The organism is Neobacillus sp. PVCKKU3 (genome assembly GCF_058323225.1).
The window spans coordinates 1-15,859 of sequence record NZ_JBLVQN010000030.1; the positions used below are offsets into that span (position 1 = coordinate 1).

Annotated in this window: 13 protein-coding genes; 12 read left to right on the forward strand and 1 reads right to left on the reverse strand. The window is 42.6% G+C overall.

The genetic code is table 11. The features are described from left to right. Window positions 1-606 precede the first annotated feature (606 nt). From ACNQGS_RS19030 to ACNQGS_RS19080, 11 genes are read left to right on the forward strand one after another with little or no spacing between them, the layout of a single operon-like run. Window positions 607-1,971 carry a phenylacetate--CoA ligase family protein gene (locus ACNQGS_RS19030; RefSeq protein WP_491488721.1) on the forward strand — a complete coding sequence of 455 codons (1,365 nt, stop codon included), beginning with the start codon at window positions 607-609 and terminating at the stop codon, window positions 1,969-1,971. 22 nt (window positions 1,972-1,993) lie between these two features. Next, complete coding sequence (locus tag ACNQGS_RS19035; protein ID WP_491488722.1) at window positions 1,994-2,971, forward strand: amidohydrolase family protein; 978 nt, start codon at window positions 1,994-1,996, stop codon at window positions 2,969-2,971. 12 nt (window positions 2,972-2,983) lie between these two features. Continuing rightward, complete coding sequence (locus ACNQGS_RS19040; RefSeq protein WP_491488723.1) at window positions 2,984-3,313, forward strand: thioredoxin family protein; 330 nt, start codon at window positions 2,984-2,986, stop codon at window positions 3,311-3,313. Between the two features lie 49 nt (window positions 3,314-3,362). Next, a complete protein-coding gene (locus ACNQGS_RS19045) occupies window positions 3,363-4,994 on the forward strand; it encodes an ABC transporter substrate-binding protein (protein WP_491488724.1) in 1,632 nt (543 codons plus the stop codon). Between the two features lie 21 nt (window positions 4,995-5,015). After that, window positions 5,016-6,257, forward strand: coding sequence for a CaiB/BaiF CoA transferase family protein (locus ACNQGS_RS19050; protein WP_491488725.1), 1,242 nt, complete (start codon window positions 5,016-5,018; stop codon window positions 6,255-6,257). 21 nt (window positions 6,258-6,278) lie between these two features. After that, window positions 6,279-7,739, forward strand: a complete 1,461-nt coding sequence (locus ACNQGS_RS19055; RefSeq protein ID WP_491488726.1) for an amidase — start codon at window positions 6,279-6,281, stop codon at window positions 7,737-7,739. A gap of 13 nt (window positions 7,740-7,752) precedes the next feature. After that, entirely contained in the window at window positions 7,753-9,336 is a 1,584-nt protein-coding gene (locus tag ACNQGS_RS19060) for an ABC transporter substrate-binding protein (protein WP_491488782.1), read from the forward strand. 35 nt (window positions 9,337-9,371) lie between these two features. Then, a complete protein-coding gene (locus ACNQGS_RS19065) occupies window positions 9,372-10,364 on the forward strand; it encodes an ABC transporter ATP-binding protein (RefSeq protein ID WP_217036087.1) in 993 nt (330 codons plus the stop codon). Continuing rightward, a complete protein-coding gene (locus tag ACNQGS_RS19070; protein WP_491488727.1) occupies window positions 10,345-11,313 on the forward strand; it encodes an ABC transporter ATP-binding protein in 969 nt (322 codons plus the stop codon). The genes ACNQGS_RS19065 and ACNQGS_RS19070 overlap by 20 nt, the downstream gene beginning before the upstream one ends. Window positions 11,314-11,336: 23 nt before the next feature. Then, a complete protein-coding gene (locus tag ACNQGS_RS19075) occupies window positions 11,337-12,341 on the forward strand; it encodes an ABC transporter permease (RefSeq protein ID WP_491488728.1) in 1,005 nt (334 codons plus the stop codon). A 12-nt stretch (window positions 12,342-12,353) separates the two neighbouring features. After that, window positions 12,354-13,247 (forward strand): ABC transporter permease, encoded by an 894-nt coding sequence (locus tag ACNQGS_RS19080; protein WP_491488729.1) that lies wholly within the window; start codon window positions 12,354-12,356, stop codon window positions 13,245-13,247. 86 nt (window positions 13,248-13,333) lie between these two features. On the opposite strand, the gene ACNQGS_RS19085 is transcribed toward ACNQGS_RS19080, so the two are convergent. Next, the gene (locus tag ACNQGS_RS19085) at window positions 13,334-14,248 is read right to left on the reverse strand and encodes a LysR family transcriptional regulator (protein WP_491488730.1); all 915 of its coding nucleotides are present in this window, start codon (window positions 14,246-14,248) and stop codon (window positions 13,334-13,336) included. A 237-nt stretch (window positions 14,249-14,485) separates the two neighbouring features. Here ACNQGS_RS19085 and ACNQGS_RS19090 point away from each other — a divergent pair, with 237 nt between their 5' ends. Continuing rightward, window positions 14,486-15,856: a phenylacetate--CoA ligase family protein gene (locus tag ACNQGS_RS19090; RefSeq protein ID WP_491488731.1), complete on the forward strand. Its 1,371-nt coding sequence runs from the start codon at window positions 14,486-14,488 to the stop codon at window positions 15,854-15,856. Window positions 15,857-15,859: the final 3 nt, after the last annotated feature.

The window sequence follows — 15,859 nt, forward strand, 5'->3', positions numbered from 1 at the left end:
GGTTAAACAGTAGAATAGAGCTGGGTTCGGGGGATATAAGCGGAGGTTTTCCGAGTAAGCAAAGAAAAATTACCCATTTTCACGTTTTTTGATTCATTAGTCGGAATCTTTCCGTCTATTTAGGCTATTTTCGGTGCTATTTCCTAAATAAGAGAAATTTCTCCGCTTATTTATCAAACTCGGTGCTTGACCTGCCCCCCAACCGATAAGAGCGGACCCTCACGGACCCAGATGAGGGTATTAGCATCTTTTTATCGAGTAGTATTCAGGCAACTTAAAATGGCTCAGTGTAGTGAACTGAGCCATTTTATTATGAATTGCAAAAACAGAAACAAATTGCAGTCAAAATTGGGCTACATTTTCGATTGCATTTTCGGGTTTTGCGACAGGAAGCGGAACCCGTTAGAGATCGTCGCCACTTTTTTTCATAAATGCTTTACTTTTTATTTTGATTGTCCCCCCCTTATAAGCGCTGCTTATACCCCCTATTAAATACTCATATTTCTCACCAGTCTATTATCCCATTATAATCAAAATATACAGAATGATTTGAAAATACAAAAAATGCGTACCAAATTTGACACAATATGGCAGGGGAGTGAAATGATGCTCACAAAAGTGAAAGCAAGTGAGGTAACGTACACAAATCCTATTTTTAACAATATGACAGAAGAAGAAATAAAGACGTATCAAGAGGATTTACTTAGGAAGCAATTAAAATATGTGTACCGAAATTCGGAATATTATCGAAGAAAATTCATCGAGGCCGGTGCTTCACCAGAAGATATTCGTACATTTTCAGACTATCAGAATCTGCCGCTTTTCATGAATAAGGCTTCCGAAAGAATCAGCCAGCAGGAATCCATGGAGCGGTTCGGCCACCCGTTTGGGATGCATTTATGCAGTTCACCGGATGACATTGTCTTTACCGGTACCACAAGCGGAACATCTGGAGTTCCAACCTTTACTTATAGCTTCACTGAGAAAGACATTGAGTTTTTAAACCGCTATATCCGGCACATGCTCGAATATGGAGGCATCCATGCTGGTGAGAGATTGTTATTCAGTCACTCTTTAGGTATTTACGCAACTTCTTCCATTTTATTTGGGGTCCGTTCTCAGGGGGTATTGCCGATTGACGTGGACGTAAGAGCAGGGAGCAAGACGATCTTGCAATATGCGATGATGACAAAGCCATCTGGTGCCATGATGACCCCGTCTTTGGCTGAGCATTTAATTAGTCGGGCGGAAGAGCAAGGATGGAATGTACGAGACCTTGGCCTACAGGCGATTTTTACAGTCGGAGAAATTGGCGTGGGCGTACCTGAGGTGAAGAAAAGAATTGAAGAGGCATATGGATGCCGAATCTATGATTATTTAGGAGAACTAGGTTTTTCCTGCGATTCTGATGAATATCATGGCATCCACTGTGTAGCACCAGATTTAAACTTGTTCCCGAATGATTTAGTCGATCCGGAAACAAAGCAGCCACTAGAGATCTATGACGGAGTGATTGGTGAACGGGTGACAACAGAGTTAAATTTGAAAGGGCTTCCAAGAGTGCGTTATGCAACTGGAGACGTGATTCAGGTGTTCACCAGTGAATGTCCGGGCTGCGGGTTTAAAGGGAGAAGAATCAAGTTCGTAGGCCGTGCCGATGATATGCTCATCGTGAAAGGAGCAAATGTCTATCCTTCGGCGATTAAAAAAGTCATTTCTACGTTTGTTCCGGATATTACAGGAGAACTAAGAATTGTTCTGAACAATCCGCCGCCAAGGGTGGTACCGCCGCTGCAAATCAAACTCGAGTATAACTCGGCATTTGTCAGAACAAAATTACCTGAATTAGAAGCAAGGATTAAGAATGCCCTTCATACGGAGGCAAGGCTGACGCCGGAAATCATTTGGTGTGAACCTGGAACACTGGAGAAATCGTTAACCAAAACACCGCTTTTTGAAAAAAATTACTAGAGAACTAGGAGGTAACTAGAAATTGTTTATTGATTGTTCAAATACACTGCCTGAATTTATTTTTGAAGAGCCTAAGGAAATCGACCCCAATAATACCGAATACCGCTTGTTGTTCGGGAAAAAGTGGGCGCAGCTTGCAGGGATGTCAAAAGAGGAATTTTTCCAAAAAGCCCAGCAGCAATCTGTTGACGCCGTCATGCGGGACGTCTATGCCAAGCTTGAAGAAGAATTCTCAATGGACAAATTTCTTAACATGCTTAGTGAGTCAGGGGTGGTTTACCATGCCATTCACAATATGGATTACGGACGAGACGGGTCCGAGCCGCCAGCCGACCATGACTATGTGGCAGAAATATTAAAGAAACATCCTGGTCGTTTTATTGGCTTTGCCGGCTTCAACCCTCATAAGGGAACTGAAAGTTTGAAAACAGTCCGCAAAGCCTTAACCGAACAAGGGTATAAGGCGGTTGTGATACCTCCATATGAGCATGGGGTAAAGGCTGATGACCGGAAATATTATCCGTTATACGCCCTTTGTGATGAACTGAATATCCCGATATGGATTCACTGTTCGATTAATTATTACCGGCAAACTTCTGTTTTTCTTGATCATCCGTCCAATCTTGAAGCGCCGCTGATGGATTTCAAAAATTTAAAAATCATTGCCGGGCACGGTGGCTGGCCATGGGTGCCAGATTTAATCGCAATGTTATTAAAATATGAAAATCTTTATGTTGATACCTCCGCATTTAGGCCGAAATACATTGCTGAGTCAAATACAGGGTGGGACATGTTCATGTATTATGCAAACTCCTTAATTCAGGACAAAATTGTTTTCGGCAGTGATTGGCTGACACTCGGTATGCCAATCAAAGATGTCATTAGTGAAATCGAAGCCTGGCCACTAAAGGACTCTGTCAGAGAGAAATTCTATTGGAAAAACGCCAATAAGGTATTCAATTTAGGCTTGAAAGCACCCGTTTTAAATAAAAACATGTAAAGGAGAATGGATATGGAAAACATTAAAAATCTAGAACAGTATGAGGAGCTAAAAAATGGAGAAAAAGCGGCTGTCATGCTGTTTTCAGCAGACTGGTGCCCGGATTGCCGGTTCATTGATACGTTTATCGATGAGATTATTGAAAACAATCGTGAAGAGTTTTCTTTTTATAAAGTTGACTCAGATGCTCGAAAAGACATTTGCGCTGAAGCTGGGGTTATGGGGATTCCGAGTTTAGTAGCTTACAAAAGTGGGCGGACACTTGCGGAATTCATTGGCAACGATTCAAAAACGAAGGAACAAATTGAAGAATTCCTAGAAGGTGCCAAAGCGAAATTGTAAGCTGGAAGCTGTTTTGCTGTAACCTACTTTATCTATTGGGGGCAAGAAAATGAGAAAAAGAAAATTAGGATTAGTAACCTTTGTTTTGATACTTTCCCTTTTGGTTTCAGCTTGTAGCAGCACAACATCTAAGAAAAAAGAAGGAACCAATAACAGCAAAAAACAGGAAGAACAAGTATTGATTTTTGGCAGAGGGGCAGATAGCTATTCCATGGATCCTCAGAACGCCAATGAAATCGAAACATGGCGGGTAACGAAAAACGTCTATGAAACCTTGGTTGAGTACGATCAAAAAACAACGGATGTGGTGCCGGCATTAGCGAAGGAATGGACTACTTCTGATGATGGGAAAGTTTGGACGTTTAAATTGCAGGAGGGTGTTAAGTTCCAAGATGGGACAGATTTTAATGCTGAAGCAGTTGTCTTTAACTTTGAAAGAATGATGGATAAAACTAATCCTGCGCGGTTTGATGGAACATTCTCGGTATACCGCGGTATGTTTAACGGCTTTAAAGGCGATGGAAGTGTGATTGAAGAAGTGAAGGCTATTGATCAAAACACAGTTCAATTTACACTGGCAAAACCGCAGGCAAACTTCTTAGCGAATCTTGGGATGCATGCGTTTGGCATCATCAGCCCGGAAGCGATTAAAAAATATGGTGCTAAAATCAATGAAAATCCAGTCGGCACAGGACCGTTTAAATTTGAATCTTGGACAAGAAATGATTCAGTTACCCTTGTGAAAAACGAGAACTATTGGAAAAAGGGTTTGCCGAAGCTGGATAAATTGATTTATAAGGTAATTCCTGATAACTCTGCAAGATTAACAGCTTTAAAGAATGGCGAAATCGATATCATGGTTAGTTTGAATCCATCAGATTTAAGTTCGGTAAAAGAGGATAAAAACCTCCAAATTACCCTTCGTCCGCCGTTAAATGTTGGCTACCTGTCGATCAATAATACGAAAGAGCCGCTTAATAATCCAAAGGTTCGTCAAGCGATTAACTACGCGATCGACAAGAAGGGAATTGCCGATGCCTTTTATTATGGCCTAGCATCCCCAGTTAAGAACATGCTGCCTTCTGAAAGCTGGGCTTATAACAATGATGTGAAGGATTACGAATACGATGTGGATAAAGCAAAGCAGCTGTTAGCGGAAGCAGGCTATCCAAATGGCTTCGAGCTGCAGTTTTCCGTCACATCCAATTCCCGTATTTACATGCAGCAACCTGTAAAAATGGTCGAGGCGATGAAAACAAGTCTTGAAAAAGCAGGGATTAAAGTAAAGGTTGTTTCCCTTGAATGGGCCGCGTATATTGACCAGCTTCGAAAGGGTGAACATATGATTGGAATGATTGGCTGGGTTGGCGACAATGGTGATCCGGATAATTTCTTATATTCGATGCTGAGCAAAAATAATGCCGTTAAGGGCGCAGCCCAAAACCATACCTTCTATCAGAATGATGAAGTGAGCGATCTCTTGATGCAGGCAAAATCTGTGATGGACCAAAACGAACGAGCTAAGATTTACAAAAAGGTTCAGGAACTTGTCCATGAAGATGCTCCGTCCGTACCGCTTGTAGAAGTAAAGGAGCCTGTTGTTACGGCTAGTTACGTGAAGGGATACTTCCCTCATCCAACAGGAGCAGAAAATATGTATCAAGTCACGATTGAGAAATAACGAAAGAGAGCCGATGAAGAGATGACAAAACCATTAGACGGGATTAAAGTATTGGACCTTAGCTGGGTATTTTCTGCCCCATATGCAACGCTGATGCTGCAGGATTTAGGGGCCGAAGTGGTTAAGGTAGAAAGACCTGGAGCTGGTGACCGCTCTAGGTCGATCCCTCCTTTTAAAGATAGTGTAAGCGGTTACTTCTACATGCTTAATCGAGGGAAAAAATCAATTTCCCTCAATATGAAGAGTGACGAAGGAAAGAAGATATTTCTAGAGTTAGCTAAAGAATTTGATGTCATTGTGGAAAATTTCGTAGCCGGAACCGTCGACAAACTTGGGATTGGCTATGAAGCCGTTAAAGAAGTGAATCCCAAAATCATCTATGCTTCATTAAATGGATTTGGCAGTGATGGGCCGTATTCACATCTTCCGTGCATTGACGGGATCGCCCAAGCAATGGGCGGGTTGATGAGCCAAAACGGCCTAGAGGGAGGAAAGCCTTTAAAGACGGGGCCTGCAGTGGCAGATTCATTGTCTGGTATTTATTTAACGGTCGGGATTTTAAGTGCCATCATCGAAAGGAATAAGACGGGAAAGGGCCAGCGACTTGAAGTCAGTATGATGGACAGTGTATTCTCTGTCCTCGAAGAGACGGTAATTCGAACCAGCATGACAGGTGAGCCATTAATGGCCCGCGGAAACAAAGACCCACTCGGGGCTCCATGGGAAGCCTTTAAAACAAGCGATAATCAATGGGTAATTGTTTGTGCTTCCGGAAATGATCGTTTTACAAAGGTCTATCAAGGGATCGGACGAGAAGACATTGTCAAGGAATTCGAGGGGGACGACATTCCTTCCATGGAGAAACGAGCAGCCAGCCTGGATTACTTAAACGAAATTTTTGCTGATTGGGCAAAAAATAGAACGGCCGATCAAGTGCTTAGATTTTTAGCTGATTTGCATATCCCTGCCGGAGAAGTCAAAAACGGAAAGGACTTAATAAATGACCCTCATTTAATAGGAAGAAATATGGTCATCGATGTGAAGCATCCAGTACTCGGGAAAGTGAAGCTGCCGAACCTGCCGATAAAATTCTTCGAGAAAGAAATCGGCCTAAAAAACGGGGATACACCAATTGAACCGCAGTTAGGAGAACACAACCACCAAATTTTACAATCCATACTTGGTCTTGACGATATAGAAATCAAACGGCTAAGCGAAAAAGGGATTATTTTTGATTCCCAAATAATGAACTCTGCGCATTAAAAAAATGAGGTGACAAGTTCTATGAATTTTAATGAATACTCGAAATTTGATGCAACCGATTTGGCGTCCTTGGTAAAAGCAGGGGAGGTCTCCTCCAAGGAATTGGTGCAAGCAGCATTTGAGGGGATTGAGAAACTAAACCCCGTAATCAATGCTGTCGTAAGTGTCCTTCCAAAGGAATCGAACCAAGAAATCGAAGCAGGTCTTCCAGATGGACCGTTCACTGGTGTGCCATTTCTTATTAAAGAATCTAGTGCGCAAGCAAAAGGGATTCCAGTCCAGCTTGGAAGCAGGTTTGGTCAAGGAATGAGCACTCCACAAGACACCAATTTGATGGCAAGGTTTCGCAAGGCGGGTCTTGTCACCGTAGGAACCTCAACGACTCCAGAATTTGCGTTTAATTTTTCCACAGAATCGGTATTATACGGACCAACTCGAAATCCATGGGATCCAAATTTAAGTTCAGGGGGTTCGAGCGGAGGAGCTTGTGCAGCTGTCGCGGCAGGAATTGTCCCTATCGCCCATGCTAATGATGGGGCAGGTTCCATCCGGCAGCCTGCCGCAGTGAATGGATTAGTCGGTTTAAAGCCAACCAGGGGCCGAATCCCAAATGGTCCTCATCGACCAGAGATTTTAAATGGAATGGGAAATGAATTTGCCGTGACCCGCACAGTAAGGGATGCTGCTGCATTGCTGGATTCGATAGGGGGAGCAGATCCTGGTGCCCGAAACTGGATGGAGAAACCAGATTTTCTTTATCTAAATGAAATGAAGAAGAGGACAAAAAAGTTTCGGATTGCATGGACTGATAAACCTTGGAACCATGCGCCAGTCGACGAAGAATGCAAGCAGGCCTTATATAAAACGATTCAATTATGTGAAGACCTAGGGCACGAGCTTGTAGAAGCTTCACCAGTGATTAATCCGGAACAGCAGCTTCTAGCTACGCTGCGAATTTGGTCAGCCAATCTGGGCCATAGCATGGAAAAAATTAAAGCAGGTTTAAATCGAATTCCTTCGACCAAAAACCTTGAAGCCTCTAACTGGGCTATATACCAGTACGGCCAAAATATGACAGCCTATGATTTATTGGAAGCATTTGAGATTAATAATTCTGTATCAAGGACAGTCGGCCAATTCTTTACGGAATTTGACCTACTACTTACGCCGGCAATTGCACAGTTGCCTTGGCCAATTGGCAAACTCAATGCAAATGATCCCAGTCTTGATGCGGAGAAATGGATTGAAAGAATGATGGCCTACTCTCCATTTACCAATCTGTTCAACACCACAGGACAACCGGCCATCAGTCTGCCGCTAGGCTGGAGCAGGGAAGGACTGCCGATTGGAATGCAATTTGCCGCAAGGTTTGCAGATGAGGCTACATTATTCCAGTTAGCTGGCCAGCTTGAAGAAGCTCAGCCATGGAAAGATAGAAGACCCAATTTAAATCAGTTACAGCACAAAATGGTGGAGGGATAAGAGAGTGAAAAAAATGAAAAAAATATTCATGGTCTTCACGATTTTGGCTGTCTTGGTGATCGCCGGGTGTAGCGGAAATAAATCAACGGCTAATAAGAGCAAAGAAAAAGGAGATACTTCTGGAGGCACATTAATTTACGGCAGGGCAACGGACACGGTTACTCTGGATCCTCATAATTTAATTGATGCTGAGTCTTCTAGAATATCTAAAAATATTTTTGAAACGCTGATTGATTATAAAAAGGACGGAACAGAAGTTGTTCCAAAATTAGCCAAGGAATGGACCGTTAGCGATGATGGAAAGGTTTGGATCTTTAAATTACAGGAAAATGTGAAATTTCATGATGGAACTGATTTTAACGCAGAGGCGGTTGTTTATAACTTTCAACGGATGATGGACGATTCTCATCCGCAGCACAAAGGTGATTTCTCTATTTTTAACAGAACCTTCAAAGGAGTCATACAAGAAGTCAAAGCGCCGGATGAACATACCGTCGAATTTATCTTGACTGCGCCGAATGCTACATTTTTGCCGAACCTGGGAATCACCACTTTTGGCATCATTAGTCCTGCTGCATTAAAGGAGTACGGGGATAATATTAAAGACCATCCTGTCGGAACAGGTCCCTTCAAATTTGTAGAATGGAAGCCCAATGACTCCGTCACGCTTGAAAAAAATGATAAGTACTGGGTTGCCGGTCTCCCTAAGCTTGATAAATTAATGTTTAAAGTAATTCCTGATAATTCCTCTAGATTGACGGCATTAAAGAATGGCGAAATTGATTTAATGGACGGAATCAACCAAAGCGATTTATCTTCAATAGAAAAAAATGACAGCCTGCAGATCTTTAAACGCCCAGCAGGAAGCCTTGGCTATTTAACGTTTAATCTGGCAAAATCACCTTTTGATAATGTTAAAGTCCGGCAAGCGATTAACTATGCCATCAATAAGAAAGGAATCATCGATACTTTCTACGGCCCGGTAGCCAAGCCTGCAAAAAATATGATTCCTCCATTTATTTGGGGATATAACGATGATGTAAAGGGCTATGAGTATAATCCGGAAAAGGCGAAAGCGCTGCTTGCAGAAGCAGGCTTTGCTAGTGGATTTGAAACAGAATTTTCGATTATGTCAACCGATAGGTCCTATTTCCCACAACCTACAAAGGTAGCGGAAGCGATTAAGTCCGACTTGGCGAAGGTGGGGATTACAGTAAAAATTGTCAACTATGAATGGGCCACTTATTTATCAAAATTAGTAAAAGGTGAATATGCCTTTGCCGGAATCGGCCGGATTAGTGAAAATGGCGACCCTGACAACTTTCTGTTTACCATGTTAAGTTCTGAGTCGGTTCAAAACCGCTCCGCTTATAAGAATGAAAAAGTGGATCAATTACTAAGAACCGCACAGACAACGATTGATAAAGAAGAGCGTACAAAGTTATATAAAGAGGTTCAGGATCTCGTATATGAAGATGCCCCAACCATTCCGCTTGCATATGTGGAAACACCGCTGGCTGGTGCTGGGTACGTAAAGGGATATGTTCCTCATGCGATTGGTTATGAAAGTTTAGCTGAGGTTTATATAGAAAAGTAATAAACTTACAATCTATTCATAACAGGAGGGAAAGAATGGAGCCGTTGCTTTCTGTTCAAAACTTGAAAACGCACTTTTTTACAGATAATGGCGTGGTTCGCTCCGTTGACGGTGTCAGTTTCACCGTTAACGAGGGCGAAACGCTTGGCATAGTGGGAGAGTCGGGTTCAGGAAAAAGTGTTACCGCCCTCTCCATCATGCAATTACTGCCACCCAGAAAAGGCAAAATTGTCGAAGGCAGCATCCGATTTGAAGATGTTGAGCTCACCAAATTGACTGATAAGAAGATGCGCAAGATTCGCGGCAATGAAATTGCGATGATCTTCCAAGAACCGATGACAAGCCTAAACCCCAGCTACACAATTGGCAATCAAATTGGAGAAGCCCTTAGACTCCATATGAAATTAAATAGAAAAGAAGCGGAAGAAAGAAGCATTGAGCTGCTAACTCAAGTTGGCATTCCCCGGGCTGAGAAGATTGTGAAGGACTATCCTCATCGGTTATCCGGCGGGATGCGGCAACGCGTCATGATTGCGATGGCCCTTGCCTGCAATCCTAGACTGATTATTGCGGACGAACCGACAACGGCACTCGATGTGACGATTCAAGCGCAAATTTTGGAATTGATTCAACAAATGAAGAAGAAAAGCAATACCTCCATCATGATGATTACCCATGACCTTGGCGTCGTTTCAGAAGTATGTGACCGGGTCATTGTCATGTATGCGGGCAGGGTTGTCGAAGAAGCAGATGTAAAAACCATATTTTCTTCACCGTCTCATCCTTATACAAAAGGATTAATCGAATCCATCCCGACCCTCGAAGAAGAGGTCGAGTGGCTCGAAACCATCCCGGGAAATGTCCCCATTCCGTCGGAAATGCCGGAGGGGTGTAAATTTGCCTCTCGATGTAAATTTGCGATGGAAGAATGTTTAAATGCAGAGCCTGAACTTTATGAGATTGATCCAGGCCAAAAATCCCGCTGTTTTTTGGCAAAGGAGGTTAAACATGCCGTCACCGTTACTTGAAGTTAAGGATTTAAAAGTACATTTCCCTATCAAAAGCGGCTTTTTCGGAAGGAACACGAATGTTGTAAAGGCTATCGATGGGGTGAATTTTCATATCTTCGAAAATGAAACATTTGGTTTGGTGGGGGAATCGGGCTGCGGCAAATCGACGACCGGTAAAGCGATTTTGCGGTTAATTAATTCGACGGACGGGGAAATTTTGTTTCAAGGAAAAGAGATTTCTAAACTTCCTCATAAGGAAATGAGACCGGTTTACCGAGATATTCAGTTGATATTTCAGGACCCATACGCATCACTCAATCCTCGAAAAACCGCTGGTGATTTAATTGAAGAACCAATGATTGTCAATACGGATTTTAGTCCAGAACAGCGAAAAAGAAGGGTACATGAGCTATTGGAGGTAGTCGGGTTAAGTGCCTACCATGCTTCTAGATACCCGCATGAATTTTCCGGGGGACAAAGGCAGCGGATCGGGATTGCTAAGGCGCTTTCTTTGAATCCGAAACTAATCATTGCTGATGAAGCCGTCTCGGCCCTGGACGTTTCAATCCAATCGCAGGTACTGAATTTATTAAGACAATTGCAACGCGATTTCGGCTTAACATATTTATTTATTTCCCATGATTTAAGTGTTGTGAAGCATATTAGCGACAGAATTGGCGTGATGTATTTAGGGAAAATGGTGGAACAGTGCAGCAAGAAAAGCATATACGAAAATCCCCTGCATCCCTATACACAAGCATTATTTTCAGCCGCACCAAGCATCAACCATGAAAAGAAACGGGAGCGGATTGTACTCAAAGGTGATTTGCCAAATCCAATCAATCCGCCGAAGGGATGTCCGTTTCATCCACGCTGCTTTGTCAAAATGGCTGAGTGCGAAACTGTTACGCCAGAATTACGATACGCAGGTGATGGACACTATGTTGCCTGCCATCATTATAAATAACGGCAAAGGAGGTGCAGGGAAGCTTGTCTAACTATTTTACCCGCCGTATATTGCAATTATTTCCAGTTTTGATTGGAATGTCGATCATTGTTTTTTCTATCATCCACGCCATCCCGGGGGACCCAGCGACCGTTATACTTGGCGATCAGGCGACACCGGATGCCGTCAAGGACCTGAGAGAGGAAATGGGATTGAACAAACCTCTTACCACTCAATATTTCTCCTATGTTTCGGATATTGTGACGGGAGATTTTGGCACTTCATTAAAAACAAAAAAGCCGATCCAAGAAGAAATCATGCCGTATTTAACGGCAACCATTGAATTAATGATCATGAGTATGCTGATTGCGATCATCATCGGGGTAAATGCCGGAATTATCGCGGCCTGGAGGAGAGCATCCTGGTTTGATTATACGGCGATGTTAATCGCTTTAATGGGAGTATCGATACCGGTCTTCTGGCTAGGCCTTATGGAACAGTGGATTTTTGCTGAGAAACTAAGCTGGCTGCCCTCAACCGGACGAATGAATGCAAGAGAACCGGTTGAAGCGATTACAGGCCTCCTTTTATTTGATACGTTGATACAAGGAAATTGGGCAGGGTTTTGGGATGTATTTAAGCATTTAATTTTACCGAGTATTGCTTTGGGAACCATTCCAATGGCGGTTATTGCAAGGATTACCAGGTCAAGCATGCTTGAAGTGTTGGAGCTGGATTATGTCCGGACCGCACGTGCCAAAGGACTGTCGGGATTCTGGGTGCTTTATAAACATGCTTTAAAAAATGCTTTTGCACCAATTTTAACAATCATCGGCATGCTGACAGGATTATTGTTAGGTGGCGCCGTTCTGACGGAAACCATTTTCGGCTGGCCGGGTGTGGGCCGCTACATTTATGATGCGATTGGTTCTCGCGATTACCCTGTCATCCAAACAGGAATTTTAATCATTGCCACCATATTTGTGTTTGTCAATTTAATCGTCGATATCCTCTATTCACTTTTAGATCCGCGAATTAATTACCGTTAAGGAGGGAGGAATTTGAAAACAGTCTTACAACCGGTAGCTAATAAACCTACCTTCAATAAATCTACTAAAAAATCATTGTGGCTGGAAGCTTGGAAAAAGCTGAAAAAGCAGCGTCCCGCCATGATTGGGTTAGGAATTGTCGTCGTCTTTATCTTGATGGGCATATTGGCCCCTGTTCTTACGTCGCAGCCCTACGATGGATTTAATCCGCAGAAAACCTTGATATCTCCCAATGCAGACCATTGGTTTGGCACGGATGACCAGGGCAGGGACATTTATACGCGGATTATTTATGGCGCAAGAATTTCATTATGGATCGGCTTCTTTTCTGTCATTGGTTCGATCATCGTGGGCTCTTTACTCGGCTTGATTGCCGGTTATTACGGGAAGTGGCTAGATACCATCATTTCACGATTTTTTGATATCATGCTGGCGTTTCCTAGTATTCTACTTGCCATTGCGATTGTCGCGATCTTAGGCCCGAGTCTCTTTAATGCGCTGGTGGCCATCGCGATTATTAATATTCCTACGTACGGCCGATTGATTAGGTCGCGGGTGTTAAGTGTAAAGGAAGAAGAATACATCGCTGCCGCAAAAATTACTGGCATGTCCGATAGACGTCTGCTGTTTCAGCATGTACTTCCTAACTCGATTACGCCAATCATTGTACAAGGCACATTAGGCATTGCCACTGCCATTTTAGAAGCAGCAGCGTTAGGCTTTTTGGGACTGGGGGCTCAGCCAGGCGAACCAGAATGGGGAAAGATGCTGGCCGATTCCAGACAATTTATCACGAATGCTCCTTGGACCTTGTTGTTCCCGGGCTTCGCCATCATGCTTGTTGTCCTTGGTTTTAATATGTTTGGTGACGGGCTTCGGGACGCCTTAGACCCGAAAATGAAATAATCATTTATTGAAATCTCAAAATAGAAGAATGCTCTTCTGTTTTGGGATTTTCTAATTCCTTAAAGTTTAGAAGGGATAAAAGTCGTTTAATTATTGTATAAACCGGATATCTCCCGTTCAAAATATTTCATCGTTTTTTGGTTTTCTATAGAAAAAGCTTTATTCTTTAATGTGGCCATCCCTAGGAAACTATTTTTATTTACATCCTCGATTAAAGGAATCGCTAAAATCTCTCCGCTTTTGACAAAGGGATTGGTCCGAGCCTCTGACTCTGTTTCTATTGCGATTGCCAGCCCGTTCCGGACTGCCTCGGAAATGTTCTCGTTATTGTTAGTAGTAAATAACAATTTAAGCGGCCCGTGCTGCTGATTGAAAATTTTAAAAAACCAGTTCATATACTCGCCATTAAACATAACAAATGTTTGGTCCGTTATATCTTTAGGTTCTAAAAATGCAAAATGAACCAAAGGAGAGGACGGGTCGACTAATACAAAAAAATGAATGGGAGACAACTTTGTGAACGTGATACTGTTTCTATATTTTAATGTATCCTCATAGATCACAAGAATCCCTAAATCTATTTCCTTTTTGATGATAGATTCCGTGATGTGCAGAGAACTTTTTTCAACTAGAGCGATTTCCTGCTGGGGAAATTCCTGTTTGATGTCAGCAAGCAGCTTTGGCAGAATCGGCAAATGCAGCCCGGACACAATTCCGATTGTTAACCGGCTCTTTGCAGCTATTTTGTATTTCTCAGCTTCCACTTGCAATCTATTTAAATTTTGTAGGACGTCCATAGCAATGGTAACTAATTGTTTTCCTGCTTCTGTTGGTTTCACCCCATTATGCTGCCTCTTAAATAGTTTAACCCCTAATTCATTCTCCAGTTTTGTGATGGACTGGCTGATGGCAGACTGGGAAATATGAAGTGCTTGGCCAGCTTTTGAAAAAGACCGTAATTCCATGACCGAGACAATGTATTCCAACTGCTCGATTTGCAAACTATGTCACCACCTTGGATATTATTAACTCAATAATTTTGCCTATTACTATTATTGGCTGTACAAACGGAAAATCCTTCTTTTTAGGTATAAGCAATACTTATACATGAATTAAAAATCAATATTTTACTAGGGATAAATTAGGATTTAAACTGTATATAGAATATTCTAAATAGTCAAAAGTGTATTGAAAGTTAATTTGAAAATTATTCCAATAAAGCAAAAGGAGGAAACGCTATGCAGTTAACTGAAAGTTTAACGAAGCAGGTAAAGTATACAAATCCTATGTTTAACACAATGACGGAAGAAGAAATTTTATTGCACCAAGAACACCTATTGCAAAAGCAAATCCGCTATGTTTACCGAAATTCCGAGTTTTATCGCAGAAAATTTAATGAAATTGGTGTCGTTCCTGAGGACATCAGAAGCATTGCTGATTTCCGAAAGCTGCCAGTGTTTATGGATAAGGCACTCGAACGGGCGAATCAAAAAGAAGCAAGGGAAAAATGGGGCCATCCTTTCGGAACGCACTTATGCTGTTCACCGGATGAAATTGAATTTACCGGGACGACAAGTGGAACATCAGGTGAACCTACTTTCACTTATACGTTTACAAAGGAAGATTTGAATTTCTTAAATCGGTACATAGCTCACATGTTGGCATATGGTGATGTGTTTTCCGGTGACAGGCTGCTCTTTAGCCATGCATTAGGAATTTATGCGACATCATCCATTTTATGGGGGATTCGTTCACATGGGGTGCTGCCGATCGATGTTGATGTCCGCGCCGGAAGCAGCATGATTTTAAAGTATGCAGATATGACCAAGCCTAAAGCTGCCATGATGACGCCATCATTAGCCGAGCATTTAATTGAAAAAGCACCTGGGTTAATTGGAAAAACAGTCGGTGAACTGGGCTTAAAGGCATTATTTACAGTAGGTGAGATGGGCATCGGAATACCAGAGGTGAAAAAGAGGATTGAAACCGCTTACGGATGCCGCGTTTATGATTACTTAGGGGAATTTGGGTTCTCATGTGACTCTGATGAATACTACGGTATCCACTGTGTAGCCCCTGATTTAGGCCTTTTCCCGATTGATTTAGTGGATCCGGAGACGAAACGCCCGATTGAAATCAAGGATGGGGTAATCGGTGAAATCATTGGAACAGAATTTAACCTAAAAGCATCGCCAAGAATTCGCTTTGCGACAGGCGATGTGATCCAGGTCTTTACGCACGAGTGTCCGGGCTGCGGATTTAAAGGGAAACGGGTAAAGGTATTAGGCCGCTCTGATGATATGTTGATTATCAAGGGAGCCAATGTCTATCCTTCCGCAATTAAAAAGGTCATCGCTAATTTCATCCCATATGTAACGGGGGAAATCCGCATTGTTCTTGATAATCCGCCGCCGCGGGTTGTGCCTCCACTGAAGTTGAAAGTAGAATACGGATATCAATTGAACCAGCGAGATTTGCTTGGGCTTGAAGAAAGAATCAAAAACGCCCTTCATACAGAGGCGAGACTCACCCCTGAAATTATTTGGTGTGAAGCAGGAACGCTGGAAAAAGCGCTGACAAAAACACCGCTGTTCGAGAAGAATTACTAGTGT

Bases quoted from the DNA above. Each gene is read 5' to 3' on its own strand.
- ACNQGS_RS19055 (WP_491488726.1), top strand. From the start codon at position 6,279: ATGAATTTTAATGAATACTCGAAATTTGATGCAACCGATTTGGCGTCC.
- ACNQGS_RS19070 (WP_491488727.1), top strand. From the start codon at position 10,345: ATGCCGTCACCGTTACTTGAAGTTAAGGATTTAAAAGTACATTTCCCT.
- ACNQGS_RS19045 (WP_491488724.1), top strand. From the start codon at position 3,363: ATGAGAAAAAGAAAATTAGGATTAGTAACCTTTGTTTTGATACTTTCC.
- ACNQGS_RS19065 (WP_217036087.1), top strand. From the start codon at position 9,372: ATGGAGCCGTTGCTTTCTGTTCAAAACTTGAAAACGCACTTTTTTACA.
- ACNQGS_RS19030 (WP_491488721.1), top strand. From the start codon at position 607: ATGCTCACAAAAGTGAAAGCAAGTGAGGTAACGTACACAAATCCTATT.
- ACNQGS_RS19090 (WP_491488731.1), top strand. From the start codon at position 14,486: ATGCAGTTAACTGAAAGTTTAACGAAGCAGGTAAAGTATACAAATCCT.
- ACNQGS_RS19050 (WP_491488725.1), top strand. From the start codon at position 5,016: ATGACAAAACCATTAGACGGGATTAAAGTATTGGACCTTAGCTGGGTA.
- ACNQGS_RS19060 (WP_491488782.1), top strand. From the start codon at position 7,753: ATGAAAAAAATATTCATGGTCTTCACGATTTTGGCTGTCTTGGTGATC.
- ACNQGS_RS19040 (WP_491488723.1), top strand. From the start codon at position 2,984: ATGGAAAACATTAAAAATCTAGAACAGTATGAGGAGCTAAAAAATGGA.